18 protein-coding genes are annotated in these 19,592 nt (G+C 58.4%); 12 read left to right on the forward strand and 6 right to left on the reverse strand.

All coding sequences use genetic code 11. The annotated features are described in order from the left end of the window. The first annotated feature begins 175 nt into the window (after window positions 1–175). From ACX3YD_RS07390 to ACX3YD_RS07425, 8 genes are all read left to right on the forward strand, one after another. Window positions 176–3,007: a 2-oxoglutarate dehydrogenase E1 component gene (locus ACX3YD_RS07390; RefSeq protein ID WP_103402526.1), complete on the forward strand. Its 2,832-nt coding sequence runs from the start codon at window positions 176–178 to the stop codon at window positions 3,005–3,007. A 42-nt stretch (window positions 3,008–3,049) separates the two neighbouring features. Then, the gene (odhB, locus tag ACX3YD_RS07395) at window positions 3,050–4,270 is read left to right on the forward strand and encodes a 2-oxoglutarate dehydrogenase complex dihydrolipoyllysine-residue succinyltransferase (protein WP_103402527.1); all 1,221 of its coding nucleotides are present in this window, start codon (window positions 3,050–3,052) and stop codon (window positions 4,268–4,270) included. A gap of 97 nt (window positions 4,271–4,367) precedes the next feature. Next, the gene (gene lpdA / locus ACX3YD_RS07400) at window positions 4,368–5,804 is read left to right on the forward strand and encodes a dihydrolipoyl dehydrogenase (RefSeq protein ID WP_458959575.1); all 1,437 of its coding nucleotides are present in this window, start codon (window positions 4,368–4,370) and stop codon (window positions 5,802–5,804) included. A gap of 321 nt (window positions 5,805–6,125) precedes the next feature. Then, window positions 6,126–7,292, forward strand: coding sequence for an ADP-forming succinate--CoA ligase subunit beta (sucC, locus tag ACX3YD_RS07405; protein WP_003223015.1), 1,167 nt, complete (start codon window positions 6,126–6,128; stop codon window positions 7,290–7,292). Continuing rightward, a complete protein-coding gene (sucD, locus tag ACX3YD_RS07410; RefSeq protein ID WP_003223019.1) occupies window positions 7,292–8,173 on the forward strand; it encodes a succinate--CoA ligase subunit alpha in 882 nt (293 codons plus the stop codon). The genes sucC and sucD overlap by 1 nt, the downstream gene beginning before the upstream one ends. A 337-nt stretch (window positions 8,174–8,510) precedes the next feature. Next, complete coding sequence (gene brnQ / locus ACX3YD_RS07415; RefSeq protein WP_458959576.1) at window positions 8,511–9,824, forward strand: branched-chain amino acid transport system II carrier protein; 1,314 nt, start codon at window positions 8,511–8,513, stop codon at window positions 9,822–9,824. Window positions 9,825–10,000: 176 nt separating this feature from the next. Continuing rightward, the gene (locus ACX3YD_RS07420) at window positions 10,001–10,738 is read left to right on the forward strand and encodes a DUF599 domain-containing protein (RefSeq protein ID WP_103402529.1); all 738 of its coding nucleotides are present in this window, start codon (window positions 10,001–10,003) and stop codon (window positions 10,736–10,738) included. Next, complete coding sequence (locus ACX3YD_RS07425) at window positions 10,738–11,139, forward strand: MAPEG family protein (protein WP_103402530.1); 402 nt, start codon at window positions 10,738–10,740, stop codon at window positions 11,137–11,139. The genes ACX3YD_RS07420 and ACX3YD_RS07425 overlap by 1 nt, the downstream gene beginning before the upstream one ends. 78 nt (window positions 11,140–11,217) lie before the next feature. On the opposite strand, the gene ACX3YD_RS07430 is transcribed toward ACX3YD_RS07425, so the two are convergent. Continuing rightward, complete coding sequence (locus ACX3YD_RS07430; protein WP_047531867.1) at window positions 11,218–11,454, reverse strand: hypothetical protein; 237 nt, start codon at window positions 11,452–11,454, stop codon at window positions 11,218–11,220. A gap of 160 nt (window positions 11,455–11,614) precedes the next feature. On the opposite strand from ACX3YD_RS07430, the gene ACX3YD_RS07435 reads away from it, so the two are divergent. From ACX3YD_RS07435 to ACX3YD_RS07450, 4 genes are all read left to right on the forward strand, one after another. Further along, the gene (locus ACX3YD_RS07435) at window positions 11,615–12,091 is read left to right on the forward strand and encodes a PaaI family thioesterase (RefSeq protein ID WP_458960392.1); all 477 of its coding nucleotides are present in this window, start codon (window positions 11,615–11,617) and stop codon (window positions 12,089–12,091) included. Further along, complete coding sequence (locus tag ACX3YD_RS07440) at window positions 12,088–12,540, forward strand: PaaI family thioesterase (RefSeq protein WP_047531865.1); 453 nt, start codon at window positions 12,088–12,090, stop codon at window positions 12,538–12,540. Before ACX3YD_RS07435 ends, ACX3YD_RS07440 begins: the two co-directional genes overlap by 4 nt. An 80-nt stretch (window positions 12,541–12,620) precedes the next feature. Then, entirely contained in the window at window positions 12,621–14,525 is a 1,905-nt protein-coding gene (htpG, locus tag ACX3YD_RS07445; protein WP_103402735.1) for a molecular chaperone HtpG, read from the forward strand. A 68-nt stretch (window positions 14,526–14,593) separates the two neighbouring features. Then, window positions 14,594–15,322 (forward strand): dienelactone hydrolase family protein, encoded by a 729-nt coding sequence (locus ACX3YD_RS07450; RefSeq protein WP_090464056.1) that lies wholly within the window; start codon window positions 14,594–14,596, stop codon window positions 15,320–15,322. A gap of 156 nt (window positions 15,323–15,478) precedes the next feature. Here the strand turns inward: ACX3YD_RS07450 and ACX3YD_RS07455 are convergent, their stop codons facing one another. From ACX3YD_RS07455 to purM, 5 genes are all read right to left on the reverse strand, one after another. Next, the gene (locus ACX3YD_RS07455) at window positions 15,479–16,339 is read right to left on the reverse strand and encodes a pirin family protein (RefSeq protein WP_047531861.1); all 861 of its coding nucleotides are present in this window, start codon (window positions 16,337–16,339) and stop codon (window positions 15,479–15,481) included. 62 nt (window positions 16,340–16,401) lie between these two features. Beyond that, window positions 16,402–16,818 (reverse strand): OsmC family protein, encoded by a 417-nt coding sequence (locus ACX3YD_RS07460; protein ID WP_458959577.1) that lies wholly within the window; start codon window positions 16,816–16,818, stop codon window positions 16,402–16,404. 143 nt (window positions 16,819–16,961) lie between these two features. After that, window positions 16,962–17,675, reverse strand: a complete 714-nt coding sequence (locus ACX3YD_RS07465) for a DUF3108 domain-containing protein (RefSeq protein ID WP_047531856.1) — start codon at window positions 17,673–17,675, stop codon at window positions 16,962–16,964. Between the two features lie 8 nt (window positions 17,676–17,683). Further along, window positions 17,684–18,334, reverse strand: a complete 651-nt coding sequence (gene purN, locus ACX3YD_RS07470) for a phosphoribosylglycinamide formyltransferase (RefSeq protein ID WP_047531854.1) — start codon at window positions 18,332–18,334, stop codon at window positions 17,684–17,686. Next, window positions 18,334–19,392 (reverse strand): phosphoribosylformylglycinamidine cyclo-ligase, encoded by a 1,059-nt coding sequence (gene purM / locus ACX3YD_RS07475; protein ID WP_458959578.1) that lies wholly within the window; start codon window positions 19,390–19,392, stop codon window positions 18,334–18,336. Before purM ends, purN begins: the two co-directional genes overlap by 1 nt. Window positions 19,393–19,592 lie beyond the last annotated feature (200 nt).

Here is a 19,592-nt window from a genome sequence, read left to right on the forward strand (position 1 = left end):
AGCTCATAAAGCTGCCGCTCTTATTTTGAAGAAATGAGACAAGCAGGGGCATCCGGGCTGGTACCCGGACTATCAGTGTGATCCTAGTGGCTTGTTTTGGTCGCTGCATTCGGACTTCTGCAAGTTTGCTCGGCGTCGACACCGATGGTGTTCCCCTAACCGAGGGTGACCAAGCATGCAAGAAAGCGTGATGCAGCGCATGTGGAACAGTGCCTACCTATCCGGTAGTAACGCTGCCTATGTGGAAGAGCTCTACGAGCTTTACCTGCACGACCCTAACGCTGTGCCAGAAGAGTGGCGCACCTACTTCCAGAAGTTGCCTGCTGACGGCAACTCTTCCACCGATGTTTCGCACTCCACAATTCGCGATCATTTCGTCTTGCTGGCAAAGAACCAGCGCCGCGCTCAACCGGTTTCCGCCGGCAGCGTGAGCAGTGAGCACGAGAAGAAGCAAGTTGAAGTGCTGCGATTGATCCAGGCCTACCGTATGCGTGGCCACCAGGCAGCCCAGCTTGACCCGCTGGGGCTGTGGCAGCGTCCTGCACCTGCAGACCTGTCGATCAATCATTACGGCTTGACCAATGCCGATCTTGATACGACCTTCCGTGCCGGCGACCTGTTCATCGGCAAAGAGGAGGCGAGCCTACGCGAAATTCACGAAGCGTTGCAGCAGACATATTGCCGCACCATCGGCGCTGAATTTACGCATATCACCGATTCCGAGCAGCGCCAGTGGTTCCAGCAGCGTCTGGAAAGCGTACGCGGCCGTCCAACGTACTCCGCTGACATCAAGAGCCACTTGCTTGAGCGCGTGACTGCCGGTGAAGGCCTGGAAAAATACCTGGGCACCAAATACCCGGGCACCAAGCGTTTCGGTCTGGAAGGCGGCGAGAGCCTGATTCCGATGCTTGACGAGCTGATCCAGCGTTCCGGTTCCTACGGCACCAAGGAAATCGTCATCGGCATGGCCCACCGTGGCCGTCTGAACGTGCTGGTCAATACCTTCGGCAAGAACCCGCGCGAGCTGTTCGACGAGTTCGAAGGCAAGAAGAAGGTCGAGCTGGGTTCCGGTGACGTTAAATACCACCAGGGCTTCTCGTCCAACGTGATGACCACCGGTGGTGAAGTTCACCTGGCCATGGCCTTCAACCCGTCCCACCTGGAAATTGTTTCTCCAGTGGTCGAAGGTTCGGTCCGTGCCCGTCAGGATCGTCGCAACGACCCTACCGGCGAGAAGGTTCTGCCGATCTCCATCCACGGTGACGCTGCAATTGCAGGTCAGGGCGTGGTCATGGAAACCTTCCAGATGTCGCAGACCCGCGGTTTCAAGACCGGCGGTACCGTGCACATCGTGATCAACAACCAGGTTGGTTTCACCATCAGCAACCCGCTGGACTCGCGCTCCACCGAGTACGCCACCGACGTTGCGAAAATGATTCAGGCGCCGATCCTCCATGTGAATGGTGATGATCCGGAAGCCGTATTGTTCGTGACCCAGCTGGCCATCGATTACCGCATGCAGTTCAAGCGCGACGTGGTGATCGACATGTTCTGCTACCGTCGTCGCGGCCACAACGAGGCGGACGAGCCAAGCGGCACCCAGCCGATGATGTATCAGCAGATCACCAAGCAGCGCACCACCCGTGAGCTGTACGCTGATCGTCTGACCCAGAGCGGTGTGCTGGACGCAGAGCGTGTTCAGGCGAAGGTCGACGAATACCGCAACGCGCTGGACAACGGTCTGCACGTAGTGAAGAGCCTGGTCAAAGAGCCGAACAAAGAGTTGTTCGTGGACTGGCGCCCGTACCTGGGTCACGCCTGGACTGCGCGTCACGACACTCGCTTCGACCTGAAAACCCTGCAGGAACTGTCCGCCAAGCTGCTGGAAATTCCGGAAGGCTTCGTGGTTCAGCGCCAGGTTGCGAAGATCTACGAAGACCGTCAGAAGATGCAAGCCGGCGGCCTGCCGATCAACTGGGGTTACGCTGAAACCATGGCGTACGCGACCCTGGCGTTCGAAGGTCACCCGATTCGCATGACCGGTCAGGACATCGGCCGCGGTACGTTCTCGCACCGTCACGCTGTTCTGCACAACCAGAAAGACGCCGGCACCTACATTCCGCTGAAAAACCTGTACGAAGGTCAGCCACGCTTCGACCTGTACGACTCGTTCCTGTCGGAAGAAGCGGTACTGGCATTCGAATACGGCTACTCGACCACCACGCCGAACGCGCTGGTGATCTGGGAAGCCCAGTTCGGTGACTTCGCCAACGGTGCGCAGGTTGTTATCGACCAGTTCATCACCAGCGGCGAGCACAAGTGGGGCCGTCTCTGTGGTCTGACCATGCTGTTGCCACACGGCTATGAAGGTCAGGGGCCGGAGCACTCCTCTGCGCGTCTTGAGCGTTACCTGCAGCTGTGCGCCGAGCACAACATTCAGGTGTGCATGCCGACCACCCCGGCTCAGATCTACCACTTGCTGCGCCGTCAGGTGATTCGCCCGCTGCGCAAGCCACTGGTCGTCCTGACGCCGAAGTCGCTGCTGCGTCACAAGCTGGCCATCTCGACTCTGGAAGATCTGGCCGAAGGTTCGTTCCAGACCGTGATCCCGGAAATCGATGCCCTGGACCCGAAAAAGGTCGAGCGCATTGTTCTGTGTAGCGGCAAGGTCTACTACGACCTGCTGGAAAAACGTCGTGCCGAAGGCCGTGACGATATCGCCATCGTGCGTATCGAGCAGCTGTACCCATTCCCTGAGGACGACTTGAAAGAAGTCCTGGCTCCTTACACCAACGCCAAGCATGCCGTCTGGTGTCAGGAAGAGCCGATGAACCAGGGCGCCTGGTACTGCAGCCAGCACCACTTGCGTCGCAGCATCAGCAACCTCAACAAGTCTCTCGTACTCGAGTACGCGGGCCGCGAGGCTTCTGCTGCCCCAGCATGTGGTTACGCTTCGATGCACGCCGAGCAGCAGGAAAAACTGCTGCAAGACGCGTTTACCGTTTAACGCCTTCGCGCACCTGAAACCGAATTTAAGGAACCACAGATAATGGCTATCGAGATCAAAGCCCCCACTTTCCCGGAATCGGTTGCCGATGGCACCGTTGCCACCTGGCACAAAAAACCGGGCGACGCCGTCAAACGTGACGAACTGATCGTCGACATCGAAACCGACAAAGTCGTACTGGAAGTGCTGGCCACTGCCGACGGCGTGCTGGGCGCTATCGTCAAGAACGAAGGCGACACCGTTCTGTCCGACGAAGTCCTGGGCTCCATCGTTGAAGGCGGCGCTGCTGCCGCTGCTCCAGCCGCTGCCGCTCCGGCCGCTGCCCAGGCTGCTGCTCCAGCTGCCGAAGGCGAAGACGATCCGGTCGCTGCTCCAGCCGCTCGCAAGCTGGCTGAAGAGAACGGCATCAACATCGCGTCCGTTGCCGGTACTGGCAAAGGCGGTCGTGTGACCAAGGAAGACGTGGTTGCAGCCGTTGCTGCCAAGAAAGCCGCTCCAGCCGCCGCGCCTGCCAAGGCTGCCGCACCTGCCGCTGCTGCTCCGGTGTTCGCTGCCGGTGACCGCGTTGAAAAACGCGTTCCGATGACCCGTCTGCGTGCCAAGGTTGCCGAGCGTCTGGTTGAAGCTCAATCGAACATGGCGATGCTGACCACTTTCAACGAAGTCGACATGACCGAAGTCATGGCGCTGCGTTCGAAGTACAAGGATCTGTTCGAGAAGTCCCACAACGGCGTGCGCCTGGGCTTCATGTCGTTCTTCGTGAAAGCGGCCACCGAAGCGCTGAAGCGCTTCCCGGCAGTCAACGCGTCGATCGACGGCTCCGACATCGTTTATCACGGCTATGCTGACGTCGGTGTGGCTGTTTCGAGCGACCGCGGTCTGGTTGTGCCGGTTCTGCGTAACGCCGAACTGATGAGCCTGGCTGAAATCGAAGGCGGCATCGCCACTTTCGGCAAGAAAGCCCGTGACGGCAAACTGTCGATGGAAGAGATGACCGGTGGTACGTTCACCATCACCAACGGTGGTACCTTCGGTTCGATGATGTCGACTCCGATCGTCAACCCGCCGCAAGCAGCTATTCTGGGCATGCACAACATTCTGCAGCGTCCAATGGCGATCAACGGTCAGGTCGTTATCCGTCCGATGATGTACCTGGCTCTGTCCTACGATCACCGTCTGATCGATGGCAAAGAAGCTGTGACCTTCCTGGTGACCATCAAGAACCTGCTGGAAGACCCGGCTCGTTTGCTGCTGGATATCTGATAGAAGCAGTCGCGAGCTGCAAGTTTCAAGCTGCTGGTAAAGGCAGTTTGGCTTGCAGCTTGCGGCTTCAAGCTTTTCGCTAAAGAGGATTTTTTGAATGTCGCAGAAATTTGACGTAGTAGTGATCGGTGCGGGCCCTGGCGGCTACGTGGCTGCCATCAAGGCCGCTCAACTGGGCCTCAGCACTGCCTGCATCGAGAAGTACACCGACAAGGAAGGCAAACTGGCCCTCGGCGGTACTTGCCTGAACGTCGGCTGCATTCCATCCAAGGCGCTGCTGGACAGCTCCTGGAAGTTCCACGAAGCGCAAGATGGTTTCGCGATCCACGGCATCAATCACGCCGGCGTGACCATGGACGTGCCAGCGATGGTCGGCCGCAAGGCCAACATCGTCAAAGGCCTGACCTCCGGCGTTGCGACCCTGTTCAAAGCCAACGGTGTGACCTCTATCCAGGGTCACGGCAAGCTGCTGGCCGGCAAGAAAGTCGAAGTCACCAAGCCTGACGGTTCGGTTGAAGTCATCGAAGCCGAAAACGTGATCCTGGCTCCTGGCTCGCGTCCGATCGACATTCCGCCGGCTCCGGTCGACCAGAATGTAATCGTCGATTCCACCGGTGCCCTGGAATTCCAATCCGTACCCAAGCGTCTGGGCGTGATCGGCGCTGGCGTGATCGGTCTGGAACTGGGTTCGGTCTGGTCGCGTCTGGGCGCGCAAGTGACTGTCCTTGAAGCACTGGACACATTCCTGATGGCAGCGGACACCGCTGTTTCCAAGGAAGCGCTGAAAACCCTGACCAAACAAGGTCTGGACATCAAGCTGGGCGCGCGCGTTACCGGTTCCAAAGTGAACGGCGACGAAGTCGTTGTGAACTACACCGATGCCAACGGCGAACAGAACATCACGTTCGACAAGCTGATCGTAGCCGTTGGTCGCCGTCCAGTGACCACTGATCTGCTGGCCGCCGATTGCGGCGTGACCCTCGACGAGCGCGGTTTCGTGCACGTTGATGATCACTGCGCTACCACCGTACCGGGCGTCTACGCCATCGGCGACGTGGTTCGTGGCATGATGCTGGCTCACAAGGCCTCGGAAGAGGGCATCATGGTTGTCGAGCGCATCAAGGGCCACAAAGCCCAGATGAACTATGACCTGATCCCTTCGGTTATTTATACTCACCCGGAAATTGCATGGGTGGGTAAAACCGAGCAGGCCTTGAAAGCTGAAGGCGTTGAAGTTAACGTCGGCACCTTCCCGTTCGCAGCCTCTGGCCGTGCCATGGCTGCCAACGATACCGGTGGTTTCGTCAAGGTCGTCGCAGATGCCAAGACTGACCGCGTGTTGGGCGTCCACGTGATTGGCCCGAGTGCTGCAGAACTGGTTCAACAGGGCGCAATCGGTATGGAATTCGGCACCAGCGCTGAAGACCTGGGCATGATGGTTTTCTCCCATCCGACCCTGTCTGAAGCCTTGCACGAAGCAGCTCTGGCAGTGAATGGCGGCGCCATCCACATCGCCAACCGCAAGAAGCGTTGAAGGCAATTTGAAAACGTAGCGAGCGAAGGAAAGACAAGGCAAAAACAGGTGAGGAAGCGGAGTTGACGTCAGTCAATGAGCATTCCGAGCCTGTTTTTAACGCAGTATTTCCTAGCGCAGCAGTTTTCAAATGCCTGAAAAGACAATAAGAAACCACGGCGGTTGCGGCCCGTCGTGAGCCTTGCATGCAAGACTCACCGCGGAATGTCCGCCGGACGCAGTCTTGCGTAGCTCAGCTACGCAAGCAGCAGTCACAGGTGGTGCGGCACTTCAACAAGTGCAGCACCGAATGCGCAGTACCTAACGAAGACGGTAAAAAGCATGAATCTTCACGAGTATCAGGGTAAGCAGCTGTTCGCTGAGTACGGCCTGCCGGTATCCACCGGTTACGCGGTAGACACCCCGGAAGCAGCAGCAGAAGCTTGCGATAAAATCGGCGGCAGCGAGTGGGTTGTAAAAGCCCAGGTTCACGCCGGTGGTCGCGGTAAAGCGGGCGGCGTCAAGCTGGTTCGCAACAAAGAAGACGCCAAAGCCTTCGCACAGCAGTGGCTGGGCAAGCGTCTGGTGACCTACCAGACTGACGCCAATGGTCAGCCAGTCACCAAGATCCTGGTTGAATCGTGCACTGATATCGCTAAAGAGCTGTACCTGGGCGCTGTCGTTGACCGTTCGAGCCGTCGCATCGTGTTCATGGCTTCCACCGAAGGTGGCGTGGACATCGAGAAAATCGCTCACGACACTCCAGAAAAAATTCTGAAAGCCACTATCGATCCACTGGTTGGCGCTCAGCCATTCCAGGGTCGCGAGCTGGCATTCCAGTTGGGTCTGGAAGGCAAGCAAGTTGCCCAGTTCGCCAAGATCTTCGTAGGTCTGGCCAAACTGTTCCAGGATCACGATCTGGCCCTGCTGGAAGTGAACCCGCTGGTGATCAAGGCTGACGGCGATCTGCACTGCCTGGACGCCAAGATCAACATCGACGCCAACGCGATGTACCGTCAGCCTAAGCTGAAGACTTTCCACGATCCGTCGCAAGACGATCCGCGCGAAGCGCACGCTGCCAAGTTCGAACTGAACTACGTAGCACTGGAAGGCAACATCGGTTGCATGGTCAACGGTGCCGGCCTGGCCATGGGTACCATGGACATCGTCAACCTGCACGGCGGCAAGCCAGCCAACTTCCTCGACGTAGGTGGTGGTGCTACCAAAGAGCGCGTGACCGAAGCATTCAAGATCATCCTGTCCGACACCAACGTCGCTGCAGTACTGGTCAACATCTTCGGCGGCATCGTTCGTTGCGACATGATTGCCGAAGGCATCATCGGCGCCGTGAAAGAAGTCGGCGTGAAAATCCCGGTTGTTGTTCGCCTTGAAGGCAACAACGCTGAGCTGGGCGCTAAAGTACTGGCAGAAAGCGGTTTGAACATCATCGCTGCTACCAGCCTGACCGACGCTGCTCAACAAGTTGTCAAAGCTGCGGAGGGCAAATAATGAGCGTCCTGATCAATAAAGACACCAAAGTTATCTGCCAGGGTATTACCGGTTCGCAAGGTAGTTTCCACACCCAGCAAGCCATCGAGTACGGCACCAAGATGGTTGGTGGTGTAACGCCTGGTAAAGGCGGCACCGAGCACCTGGGTCTGCCAGTGTTCAACACCGTGAAAGACGCTGTAGCTGCCACTGGCGCCACCGCCAGCGTGATCTACGTTCCGGCTCCTTTCTGCAAGGACTCGATCCTGGAAGCTGCTTTCGGCGGTATCAAGCTGATCGTGTGCATCACCGAAGGCATTCCTACCCTGGACATGCTGGACGCTAAAGTTAAGTGCGACGAGCTGGGTGTTACCCTGATCGGCCCTAACTGCCCAGGCGTGATCACTCCAGGCGAATGCAAGATCGGCATCATGCCTGGTCACATTCACTTGCCAGGCAAGGTCGGTATCGTTTCCCGTTCCGGCACCCTGACCTACGAAGCTGTGAAGCAAACGACTGACGCCGGTTTCGGCCAGTCGACTTGCGTCGGCATCGGTGGTGACCCGATCCCGGGTTCGAACTTCATCGACATCCTGAAGCTGTTCCAGGAAGACCCGAAGACCGAAGCGATCGTGATGATCGGTGAGATCGGCGGTTCGGCTGAAGAAGAAGCGGCTGCCTACATCAAGGCACACGTGACCAAGCCGGTTGTTTCCTACATCGCTGGTGTGACTGCTCCTCCGGGCAAGCGCATGGGCCATGCTGGCGCAATCATCTCTGGCGGCAAAGGCACTGCAGACGAGAAATTCGCTGCGCTGCAAGACGCAGGCGTTAAAACCGTGCGTTCGCTGGCAGACATCGGCAAGGCCCTGGCCGAGCTGACTGGTTGGGCAGTCAAGTAAGCTTCGCGCTTAGCTGACGTTTTACCAAACAAAGGCCACCTTCGGGTGGCCTTTGTCGTTTCTGGTTCTTTGGAAACGCTTGAGGCTTTTTTGTGGCGAGGGGGCTCATGAAATTTAGATACGTGAACACGACACGGGAGTGTCGTGTATCGGATAGTTCGCCCCTTAACAGTGCGCTTGACGCTCAAATTCGTTAGGATACGCGCCATTTTTGCGTCTGCGGCCCACAAGGCAGCGACGCGCTAAACGGGTCAGTCTCATACGGACCGACAGCATTTCCCTCACCCATAGGGAAATCCCTCTCTAAATTCCGATTCAGTAGTGTGGTATTTCCTTAATGAAAGTGTTGAAAGGCCAGGACATCCTGGCACTTGGTTTTATGACGTTCGCCCTGTTTGTCGGGGCTGGCAACATCATCTTCCCGCCTATCGTCGGTTTGCAGTCCGGGCCTAATGTCTGGATGGCGGCGCTGGGTTTCCTGATCACCGCCGTTGGTCTGCCGGTGATCACCGTTGTCGCACTGGCCAAGGTTGGTGGCGCGATGGATACATTGAGCAGTCCGATCGGTAAAGTCGCCGGTGGACTGTTGGCGGCTGCGTGCTATCTGGCCGTTGGTCCGCTGTTCGCGACGCCACGTACCGCGACCGTATCGTTCGAAGTGGGCCTGGCGCCCTTGACCGGCGAAAGCCCGCTGGCGCTTTTCCTGTATAGCTCGGTCTACTTCCTGCTGGTGTTCTTCATTTCCCTGTACCCGGGCCGCTTGCTGGACACGGTTGGACGCTTCCTCGCACCGTTGAAGATCATTGCCCTGGCTGTGCTGGGCATCGCGGCATTCACCTTGCCGGCCGGTGATATCGGGCATGCAACACCTGAATACGTTGCGGCGCCGTTTTCCCAAGGCTTCATCAATGGTTACCTGACCATGGATACCCTGGGCGCCCTGGTGTTCGGCATCGTTATCGTCAACGCTATCCGCTCCCGCGGTGTCGAATCGCCGGTCCTGATCACCCGTTACGCAATCATCGCCGGATTGATTGCCGGTGTGGGTCTGGCGCTGGTTTATGTCAGCTTGTTCCGCCTGGGTTCGGGCAGCCATGAAGTGGCGGCTGGTGCGACTAACGGTGCGGCGGTACTGCATGCCTACGTACAACACACCTTTGGCTCGCTCGGCAGCGGTTTCCTCGCGGTACTGATTTCTCTGGCGTGCCTGGTGACCGCGGTTGGCCTGACCTGCGCCTGCGCCGAGTATTTCAGTCGTGTATTGCCACTGTCCTACAAAACGCTGGTCATCATCCTGGCTGCGTTTTCCCTGTTGGTGTCCAACCTGGGCCTCACCAAGCTGATCGCGTTTTCGATCCCAGTGCTGACAGCGATCTACCCGCCGTGCATCGCCCTGGTGGCACTGAGCTTCTGCAAGGACTTCTGGCACGAGCAAGGTCGCATCGTCGGCCCGGTGATGCTGGTGTCGTTCATCTTCGGCCTGATCGACGCCCTTAAGGGCGCGGGTCTTGCGGACTGGATGCCCTCCCAATTGGCCCACTTGCCGCTGAGCGAGCAAGGGCTGGCCTGGCTGGTGCCATCGGTGATGACCCTGGTGGTCGCCGTGGTCTGTGACCGTATGTTGGGCAAGCGCGAGGAAGCCTTGGCCTAAGCTTATCCGGCCTGTCACGAGCAGGCCGATCGAGCATGAAACCGAAATGCCCCGTATCAATCGATACGGGGCATTTTTATGGGTTTGAGGCAGTGTCTTTTTCCCCGACACAACGTCGAAGCATTGCAGAACCCCACAGGGTTTCGGTATTCCTCCTGCACATCACAAGGACCTGCATGTCGTTCATCCACGCCAACCTGATCCACATTCTCGCCGCCCTCTGGTTCGTTATCTGCTGGGGTGGCTACACCCGTTACGCAACATGGAAGGGCCGCGACACCGCGTGCCTGGCCAGCGTGTTGCACCTGTACCGTGAAGACTGGATGCGCCGCATGTTGCTGCGTGACAACCGCATTGCCGATGCCAGCGTGATTGGAAATCTGGAGCGCAATGCATCGTTCTTCGCCTCCAGCACGCTGATTATCCTGGCCGGTATCCTCACGGTACTTGGCGCGTCGGAAAGAGCGGTGTCGCTGCTGGCGGATATCCCGATGGTGCAACAGGCTTCCCAGGGGATGTCGGAAATCAAGTTGCTGTGCCTGGCGCTGGTGTTCGTCTACGCGTTCTTCACGTTCAGCTGGTGCATGCGCCAATACAACTTCGCGGCCGTTCTGGTGGGTTCCGCACCCATGGTCGGTGAACGCCATGTGTCCGAGCAGGAGCGCAAAGCCTTCGCGTCCCGGGCTGCCCGGGTTATCTCCATGGCGGCCAACCAGTTCAACTTTGGTCTGCGTTCCTATTACTTCGGCATGACCATGCTGGCGTGGTTCGTCAGTCCCTGGTTGTTCATGTTGATGAGTGCCGGTGTCGTGTTTGTGTTGTATCGCCGGGAATTTCACTCCGACGTTCTCGACGTGATGGTCTATACCCCTACAGAGGCACCATTGCCTGACGTGAACAAAGAGGCGGCTTGATGAGTATTCCGTTCTGGTGTGTGTTTATCAGTGCGTTGCTGATTTACGTGGCGCGTATGCCCGTGACCAAGGCCATGAAAGAGCAGGGCGGTTACAACAATCACCTGCCGCGCCAACAGCAGGCGCAACTTACGGGCCTGGGGGCCCGCGCAGTGGCCGCGCACCAGAACAGTTTCGAAGCGTTCATATTGTTTGCCGTGGGTGTGTTGATGGCGCATACCACGCAGACAGCGGGCTGGCTCATTGACTTGTTGGCGATCATCTTTGTGATCGCGCGAATTATCTATTTGCTGTGCTACTGGAAAGACCTGACATGGCAGCGCAGTCTGGTTTGGCTGGTGGGTTTAATCTGTTCATTGTTGTTGATGATTAGTCCGACTTTTCGAACGATTTTGCTCTAACGAGGTTACGGCTAATCAAATTGCAGGCAAAAGAAAACCCGCATTTGGCGGGTTTTCCTTTTCACACTAAAAACCGTTTCAGTTTTTAGGCGCGGCTTCTTTTGCCGCTGCTTCGTTCGATTCAGCCTGAGCTTTGGCAGCTTCAGCGTTTTCTTTCGCAGCGTCGTTCACTTTATCCTGAGCTTTGTTCATGTCTTGCTGAGCTTGCTCAGCATGTTTGTTGGCATCTTGAGCTTTGTCCTCGGATTTTTTATCGCAGGCAGCGAGACCGAGGGAAGCGGTCAACATCAAGGCAATAGCTAAAGTCTTACGCATGGGGTGTTTCTCCTTATGGAAAATATCTACTGGCCTTTCGAGCACAGCCATCAGGGTTAAGTTCCTCAAATCGTTCAGATATATAAGTTTGTTCTAACGCGGAACTTTTGCCGGGGCCGTTACTTCACGGCACGAATTTTTAAATATGAGTTTCTATCAAATGGCCGAAAACCCCGTTTTTGAGCGCGCTATACGATTTCTGTCGGCACTGCGCCATTGCCAGGTCCTTGGGCTGCGTGTTCACAGCGCCAGCAGCGAAGGGCTCACGGTGGTGCTGCCCTATAGCCCGCAAATCGTCGGAAATCCGCAAACCGGCGTCATTCATGGCGGTGCGCTGACCACGCTGATGGACACCGCCTGCGGCATGTCCACCCTCTGTGTGCTGCCGGAGTTCGAGGTCTGCCCGACCCTCGACCTGCGCATCGACTACATGCACGCCGCCGAGCCGAATAAAGACGTCTTCGGTTTCGCCCAGTGCTACCGCGTGACCACCGATGTGATCTTTGCCCGCGGCTTCGCCTATCAGGACGATCCCGAGCAACCCATTGCCCACGTGGTGGGCACCTTCATGCGGATGGGCAAAGGCATCAAGGGCGCAAAAGGCTTTGGTGGCGCGATCGCCGGAGATGCGAAATGACTGACTCATTCAAGCAGCAGCTGCAACAGGCTCATGAGCGGGGCGACTATGGCGTATTGCTGCAGCGGATTCCCTACGCCGCGCTGATCGGCGTCGAATGCTCACGGGTGGGGGATGAACTGCTGTTTCGTCTGCCGGCCAACAAGGACAACATTGGTAACCCTTTATTGCCGGCTATTCATGGCGGTGTCATCGCCGGTTTTATGGAGCTGGCCGCCGCGTTGCACCTGCTGGTGTCCACCGGCTCGCCAGGTGTGCCGAAGATTATCGATTTCTCCCTCGACTACCTGCGCGCCGGGCAGTTTCGCGATACCTGGGCCCGATGCCAGGTGTGTCGCCAGGGACGTCGCGTCGCCAACGTGGCGATTACAGCCTGGCAAAGCACGGAAGCGGAACCCATCGCCACGGCCCGGGCGCATTTCAAACTCGAGGAGCCCTTGAAATCCTGAACACAGCCCCCAACTCTGATGACATCCCGCCGCCGGCCTTCAAGGTCGCGGCTTAGCCATCTGATTGGAGTTTGATGACCATGAGTGTGGAAACTCAAAAGGAAACCCTGGGCTTCCAGACCGAGGTGAAGCAACTGCTGCACCTCATGATCCATTCGCTGTATTCCAACAAGGAAATTTTCCTTCGCGAACTGATCTCGAACGCCTCTGACGCTGTAGACAAATTACGTTTCGAAGCGCTGTCCAAGCCGGAGCTGCTGGAAGGTGGCGCCGAGCTGAAGATCCGTGTGAGCTTCGACAAGGACGCCAAGACCGTCACCCTCGAAGACAACGGCATTGGCATGAGCCGTGAGGATGCGATCACGCACCTGGGCACCATCGCCAAATCCGGCACCGCCGATTTCATGAAGCACCTGACCGGTGACCAGAAGAAAGATTCGCACCTGATCGGTCAGTTCGGTGTCGGTTTTTACTCTGCATTCATCGTCGCCGACAAAGTTGACGTGTTCAGCCGTCGTGCCGGCAGCGCCGCCAGCGAAGGCGTGCACTGGTCGTCCAAGGGCGAAGGTGACTTCGAAGTTGCAACCATCGAGAAAGCCGAGCGCGGTACCCGTATCGTCCTGCACCTGAAATCCGGTGAAGACGAGTTCGCCGATGGCTGGCGCCTGCGCAACATCATCAAGAAGTATTCCGACCACATCGCCTTGCCGATCGAGTTGCCGAAAGAAGTGGCGGCCGTCGAAGGCGAAGAGAAGCCGGCCGCCGAATGGGAAACCGTCAACCGCGCCAGCGCCCTGTGGACCCGTCCGCGTACCGAGGTCAAGGACGAGGAATACCAGGAGTTCTACAAGCACATCGCTCACGACTTCGAAAACCCGCTGAGCTGGAGCCACAACAAGGTTGAAGGCAAGCTGGAATACAGCTCGCTGCTGTACGTGCCGGCCCGTGCGCCGTTCGACCTGTACCAGCGTGAAGCGCCGAAAGGCTTGAAGCTTTACGTGCAGCGCGTGTTCGTCATGGATCAGGCGGAGTCGTTCCTGCCGCTGTACCTGCGTTTCATCAAGGGCGTGGTTGACTCCAACGATCTGTCGCTGAACGTGTCGCGGGAAATCCTGCAGAAAGACCCGATCATCGACTCCATGAAGTCGGCGCTGACCAAGCGCGTTCTGGACATGCTGGAAAAACTGGCGAAAAACGAGCCTGAGCAATACAAGGGCTTCTGGAAAAACTTCGGTCAGGTCATGAAAGAAGGCCCGGCGGAAGACTTCGCCAACAAAGAGAAAATCGCTGGCCTGCTGCGTTTCGCGTCGACCAACGGTGACGACGGCGAACAAGTGGTCGGTCTGGCCGATTACCTGGCGCGCGCCAAGGAAGGTCAGGACAAGATCTACTACCTGACTGGCGAAACCTACGCGCAAGTCAAAAACAGCCCGCACCTGGAAGTCTTCCGCAAGAAAGGCATCGAAGTGCTGCTGCTGACCGACCGTATCGACGAGTGGCTGATGAGCTACCTCAACGATTTCGACGGCAAGAGCTTTGTTGACGTGGCACGCGGTGACCTGGACCTGGGCAACCTGGACTCGGAAGAGGACAAGAAGGCCGCGGAAGAAGTCGCCAAGTCCAAAGAAGGTCTGGTTGAGCGTCTGAAAACCGCGCTGGGCGAATCCGTCGCCGAAGTTCGGGTTTCCCATCGCCTGACCGATTCCCCGGCGATTCTGGCCATCGGCGAGCAGGACCTGGGCCTGCAAATGCGTCAGATCCTGGAAGCCAGTGGGCAGAAGGTCCCGGATTCGAAGCCGATCTTCGAATTCAACCCGGCTCACCCGCTGATCGAGAAGCTCGATAAAGAGCAAAGTGACGAACGCTTCGGCGACCTGTCGCACATCCTCTTCGATCAGGCGGCCCTGGCGGCCGGCGACAGCTTGAAGGATCCGGCGGCCTATGTGCGTCGTCTGAACAAGCTATTGGTTGAGCTGTCGGCTTAACGGCGTTGTAGAAAAACCCGCTTCGGCGGGTTTTTTCATTCTGGTGTTTAAAAAATCAGGAGTTAGAAATGAGCCAAATCACTGTACGTTCCGTTGCCTATCAGATTGACGGTCAGCCCTACGAAAGCCGTGTGGCCTTTGATGCCGACCATAAGGGCCCGCGTCCGGGCCTGTTGATGGCGCCGAACTGGATGGGCGTCAGCGCTGGCGCCGAGGAAATCGCCAAGTCGGTGGCGGCCAAGGGATACGTGGTCCTGATCGCTGATCTCTATGGCCAATCGGTTCGTCCACAAAATAACGATGAAGCGGGCGCGGCGATGATGCCGTTGAAGAATGACCGCCCATTGCTGCGTAAGCGCATGAAAGTGGCGTTCGAGCAGCTGCAAAGCCAGGGCGAAGTGGCCGTCGATACCTCGAAGCTGGCCACGTTCGGTTTCTGCTTTGGGGGTTGCTGTGCGCTGGAGTTGGCCCGGACCGGTGCGCCGGTGAAGGCTGCGGTCTCATTCCACGGCACGCTGGATACACCGGACGTCAACGATGCGAAAAACATCAAGGGTAAGGTGTTGGTCCTGCACGGCGCTTCCGATCCATTGGTGCCGAAAGAGCAACTGCCGGCGTTTGAAGAGGAAATGAATGCCGCTGGCGTGGATTGGCAACTGCTGAGCTACGGCGGCGCGTTCCATTCGTTCACCGATCCGCATGCGAATGTGCCTGGCATGATGATGTACGACGCCAAGGTCGCTGCTCGGGCATTTACCTCGATGCATAACTTGCTGGATGAAGTGTTCAAGGGCTGATGTTGTCCGGCACTGGCTAATGCAGTGCCCGGGCCGGCCTCTTCGCGGGCAAGCCCGCTCCCACAGGGACAGATTGCGTTCGCATCATTTGTGACTCACCTCGAACCCTGTGGGAGCTGGCTTGCCAGCGAAGGCGACCCGCCAAGCGACACAAAACTAAGGCAATTCGATCCGCTCGCTTTCCCCCGGTACGGTTGGCCAATCCCCGGCCGCCCAGCGTCGGCGCGCTTCATCGATAGCCGCCGGATCGCTCGCCACAAAATTCCAGTTGATTCGTCGCGGACCATCCAGCGGTGCGCCACCGAATACAACGGCATGACTGTCGCTGTCAGCGAACAAAGTCATCTCCTCTCCGCCCGGTAGCACCACTAAGGTGTGTGGCTCTACAGGTTCGCCGTCCAGTTGCACCTCGCCGCTCAAGACATATAGCGCACGTTCTTCATGTTCGGTTGGAATCAGCAGTGTCGTCGCCGTTTGCAGGGTCAACTCCGCATAGAGCGTCGGAGACAGTACGGGGACCGGCGATTCCAGGCAGAAGCCCGTCCCGGCAATCATGCGGATTTTCACCCCCAGGTTCTCGCTGACCGGCAGTGTGGCGGCGGGGTGATGGCTGTAATGTCCCGGGCCTTGCTCATGATCCTTGGGCGAGGCCAGCCAGATTTGCAGGCCGTGCATCGTAAAGCCGTTTTCCTTGAGCGCCTCTGGCGTGCGCTCGACGTGGGCAATGGCGCTGCCGGCGGTCATCCAGCTGACATCACCGGTATCCACGACCTGATCGGAACCGAGGCTGTCCTTGTGCTGGATCTGCCCCTGGAACAGGTAGGTGAGGGTGGAGAGGCCGATGTGTGGATGCTGGCGGATGTTCATGCCTTTGCCCGGCGGGTAGCGGGTTTCCAGCATGTGGTCGAAAAATACGAAGGGTCCGACGCTGCGGCATTTGGCGGTCGGCAGTGGGCGAAGAATCGGCTGGCCCTCGACATCTTCGGCGCGGGGGCGGATCACGAGCGGAGTGTTCATTGTGCATTCCAGACTGAGCGGGTGATGCATTCGAGCATAACCCGCTTGCGCAGCCCTTGCCGCTATTGGCTGAAAGCGCCTTCGGACAAATGGGTTTCGATGCTGACTTCGCTGGTGGTCATCAATTTGTGGATCGGGCAACGATCCGCCACGCGATGCAGTTCTTCGCGCTGGGCATCGGTCAGCACGCCCTTGAGGGTCAGTTTGACGTGCAGCGCGTACTTGCCTTTCTGCTCCTGGCTGTTGTCGCGCTTGACCTCGACGCCGACACCGGTGAGCGGGATGTCTTTTTTCTTCGCGTACATTTTCAGTGTCAGGGCCTTGCAGGCACCGAGGGCGGCGTCGAAGTAGTCGTGTGGCTCCGGCGCCGAACCCTCGCCACCGGCTGTGGTGGGCGCATCGGCAAAGAGTTCATGGTCGTCGATCTGGACGCTGTGACGCAAACCTTCGGCGGAAACGGTGTTGACGGTGACAGTCATGGGAAACCTCGCAAGCGACAGGAAAAGTCATTCGATCAAAAAAGACCTTGAAGGTATAGAGCATGCGCGCGGCGACGCGTTCCGGTTTTTTGTTCCTGCATGAAAAAGCCCCGCGATTGCGGGGCTCTTTGTCTTGATCAGGCTCAGCTGCCTTTGACGGTCTTGCCGTTGACCTTGCCGTCCAGGAGCATGATGTTGTACTCCTTGCCGTCGGTTTCGACCTGTTGCAGACGGACCAGCAGGTAATCCCAGTCCTTGGCGAACCACAGCACGGTGGTGCGCTTGCTTTGAGTCGGGTCACGCACGCGCTCGACCTTGATCGCATCGATCTGGCCAGCCTTGGTGTCGACTTTTTCCGAGCCCAGCACGCGGAAGTCATAGGTATCGACTTCGCCATCATCGACAACCTGATAGCTCATGCTCTTTTTGCCGGCGGCCACGTCGTGCTGCAGCGCCAGTTGATAGGTGGATTTGTCGACCATGCCGCGATTGAGCGGAATATTGACCGCGTCGCCCCGATCGGTGCCGGTGACCTTCTTGGCCGTCCAGTCGAAGTCCAGATCAGCTTTCTTGGCCTTGCCCAGACCGCCGCGTGCGAAGTGGTAGGACTGCGGCAGCAGAGTGTCTTTGTCGACGGTCAGCGTGCTTTCTTCGGACAGGCTGGCGATCATCATCGAGGCCTTGAAGCTGAGTTTCCAGACGCCATTGGCTTCCTTGGTCAGGCTGCGTTCGGCGGTGCCGCTCATGGGCAACTGCTTCCAGTCGGCGGTGTAGCTGGCGGAGAAAGGTTGAAGGTCTGCAGCCTGCGCGAAGGGCAAGGCGAGCAGAGCGCAAGCGAAGAGCAGGGCACGACGCATAAAATCTCCTAGGTTCGAATCAAGTGGCCGCTGGCCGCGAGTAACTGTCCATCCAGTAAAGCACCATGCTCGCCGAGCGATAACCGGCCTTCTGCAAACCAGCGGACGGCCATCGGGTAAATCAGGTGTTCCTGAACATGGACCCGCTGCGCCAGACTCTGCGGCGAGTCGTGCAACTCTACCGGTATTACAGCCTGTACGACCAGTGGTCCGCCATCGAGTTCCTCGGTGACGAAGTGCACGGAGCAGCCGTGTTCGGTGTCCCCGGCTTCCAGCGCTCGCTGATGAGTGTGTAACCCTTTGTATTTGGGCAGCAGCGAAGGATGGATATTGAGCAGGCGGCCCTGATAGTGGCGAACGAAGTCAGCGCTGAGGATGCGCATGAAACCGGCCAGGACCACGAGTTTGGGATTGAAGGCGTCGATCAGTTCAATCAGAGCGGCATCGAAGGCCTCGCGGCCGTCGAAAGCCTTGTGATCCAGGAAGCGGGTGTCGATGCCCGCATCCCTGGCGCGTTGCAGGCCGTAGGCGTCGGCGCGGTTGGAGATCACCGCAGCGATGCGGACCGGGCTGTCGCCGGTCCGCGTGCTGTCGATCAAGGCCTGCAAGTTACTGCCGGTGCCGGACAGCAGCACCACCACATCACAGGTCTTAGGCATCAGTGAGCCTTGAGGTTCTTCAGTTCAACCTGGGCCGCGCCTTCGGCAGCGGTGGAGATCTGACCGATGACCCAAGGTTGCTCGCCAGCTTCGCGCAGGACCTTCAGGGCAGTGTCCACGTGCTCTTGCGCCACGCAGATGACCATGCCTACGCCGCAGTTCAGGACGCGGTGCATTTCGTTCTCGTCGACGTTGCCTTTCTCTTGCAGCCAGTCGAACACCGCCGGGCGGGTCCAGCTTGCCACGTCAACCACTGCTTGGGCGCCTTTTGGCAGCACGCGCGGAATGTTGTCCAGCAGGCCGCCACCGGTGATGTGGGCCATGGCTTTGACGGCGCCGGTTTCCTTGATCAGCTTGAGCAGCGGCTTGACGTAGATGCGGGTCGGGGCCATCAGCAGGTCGGTCAGCGGCTTGCCGTCGAGCTGGGTGTTTTCGATGTCGGCACCGGACACTTCGATGATCTTGCGGATCAGCGAGTAACCGTTGGAGTGCGGGCCGGACGACGGCAGGGCGAGCAGGGCATCGCCGGCTGCGACTTTGGAGCCGTCGATGATTTCGGATTTCTCCACGACGCCGACGCAGAAACCGGCCAGGTCATAGTCTTCGCCTTCGTACATGCCAGGCATTTCAGCGGTTTCGCCGCCCACCAGGGAGCAGCCGGACAGCTCGCAGCCAGCACCGATGCCGGTCACGACCTGGGCCGCGGTGTCGACGTTCAGTTTGCCGGTGGCGTAGTAGTCGAGGAAGAACAGCGGCTCGGCGCCGCAGACCACCAGGTCGTTGACGCACATGGCAACCAGGTCGATGCCGATGCTGTCGTGTTTGTTCAGGTTCAGCGCCAGGCGCAGTTTGGTGCCGACGCCGTCGGTACCGGAAACCAGCACAGGCTGTCTGTAGCCGGCCGGGATTTCGCAGAGGGCGCCAAAACCGCCCAGGCCGCCCATGACTTCCGGGCGCGCAGTGCGCTTGGCGACGCTCTTGATGCGTTCGACCAATGCTTCACCGGCGTCGATGTCTACACCGGCGTCCTTGTAGCTCAGGGAGGGTTGCTTGCTCATGATCCAGGCCTTTAGGGGGGATTCAGGGGTAACGACCGGGTCCAGCGGGGCCGCCGAAATCGACGAGGGCGATTGCCTCACGCGATATTCGAAGGTGCCCGGCTGTTGCCGGTCTGCGAAGGCGCGCGATTTTATCAGGCTTGAAGGGCAGCGGCCATCCTCAGGCCGACGGCAGGGGCATATCCGCCTAAAAAAACCGT

The sequence above is a fragment of the Pseudomonas fluorescens group sp. PF-1 genome (assembly GCF_054481335.1).

Excerpts from the sequence above, each read along its gene's own strand:
- ACX3YD_RS07390 (WP_103402526.1), top strand. The coding sequence starts at position 176 with ATGCAAGAAAGCGTGATGCAGCGCATGTGGAACAGTGCCTACCTATCC.
- odhB (WP_103402527.1), top strand. The coding sequence starts at position 3,050 with ATGGCTATCGAGATCAAAGCCCCCACTTTCCCGGAATCGGTTGCCGAT.
- lpdA (WP_458959575.1), top strand. The coding sequence starts at position 4,368 with ATGTCGCAGAAATTTGACGTAGTAGTGATCGGTGCGGGCCCTGGCGGC.
- sucC (WP_003223015.1), top strand. The coding sequence starts at position 6,126 with ATGAATCTTCACGAGTATCAGGGTAAGCAGCTGTTCGCTGAGTACGGC.
- sucD (WP_003223019.1), top strand. The coding sequence starts at position 7,292 with ATGAGCGTCCTGATCAATAAAGACACCAAAGTTATCTGCCAGGGTATT.
- brnQ (WP_458959576.1), top strand. The coding sequence starts at position 8,511 with ATGAAAGTGTTGAAAGGCCAGGACATCCTGGCACTTGGTTTTATGACG.
- ACX3YD_RS07420 (WP_103402529.1), top strand. The coding sequence starts at position 10,001 with ATGTCGTTCATCCACGCCAACCTGATCCACATTCTCGCCGCCCTCTGG.
- ACX3YD_RS07425 (WP_103402530.1), top strand. The coding sequence starts at position 10,738 with ATGAGTATTCCGTTCTGGTGTGTGTTTATCAGTGCGTTGCTGATTTAC.
- ACX3YD_RS07430 (WP_047531867.1), bottom strand. The coding sequence starts at position 11,454 with ATGCGTAAGACTTTAGCTATTGCCTTGATGTTGACCGCTTCCCTCGGT.
- ACX3YD_RS07435 (WP_458960392.1), top strand. The coding sequence starts at position 11,615 with ATGGCCGAAAACCCCGTTTTTGAGCGCGCTATACGATTTCTGTCGGCA.
- ACX3YD_RS07440 (WP_047531865.1), top strand. The coding sequence starts at position 12,088 with ATGACTGACTCATTCAAGCAGCAGCTGCAACAGGCTCATGAGCGGGGC.
- htpG (WP_103402735.1), top strand. The coding sequence starts at position 12,621 with ATGAGTGTGGAAACTCAAAAGGAAACCCTGGGCTTCCAGACCGAGGTG.
- ACX3YD_RS07450 (WP_090464056.1), top strand. The coding sequence starts at position 14,594 with ATGAGCCAAATCACTGTACGTTCCGTTGCCTATCAGATTGACGGTCAG.
- ACX3YD_RS07455 (WP_047531861.1), bottom strand. The coding sequence starts at position 16,339 with ATGAACACTCCGCTCGTGATCCGCCCCCGCGCCGAAGATGTCGAGGGC.
- ACX3YD_RS07460 (WP_458959577.1), bottom strand. The coding sequence starts at position 16,818 with ATGACTGTCACCGTCAACACCGTTTCCGCCGAAGGTTTGCGTCACAGC.
- ACX3YD_RS07465 (WP_047531856.1), bottom strand. The coding sequence starts at position 17,675 with ATGCGTCGTGCCCTGCTCTTCGCTTGCGCTCTGCTCGCCTTGCCCTTC.
- purN (WP_047531854.1), bottom strand. The coding sequence starts at position 18,334 with ATGCCTAAGACCTGTGATGTGGTGGTGCTGCTGTCCGGCACCGGCAGT.
- purM (WP_458959578.1), bottom strand. The coding sequence starts at position 19,392 with ATGAGCAAGCAACCCTCCCTGAGCTACAAGGACGCCGGTGTAGACATC.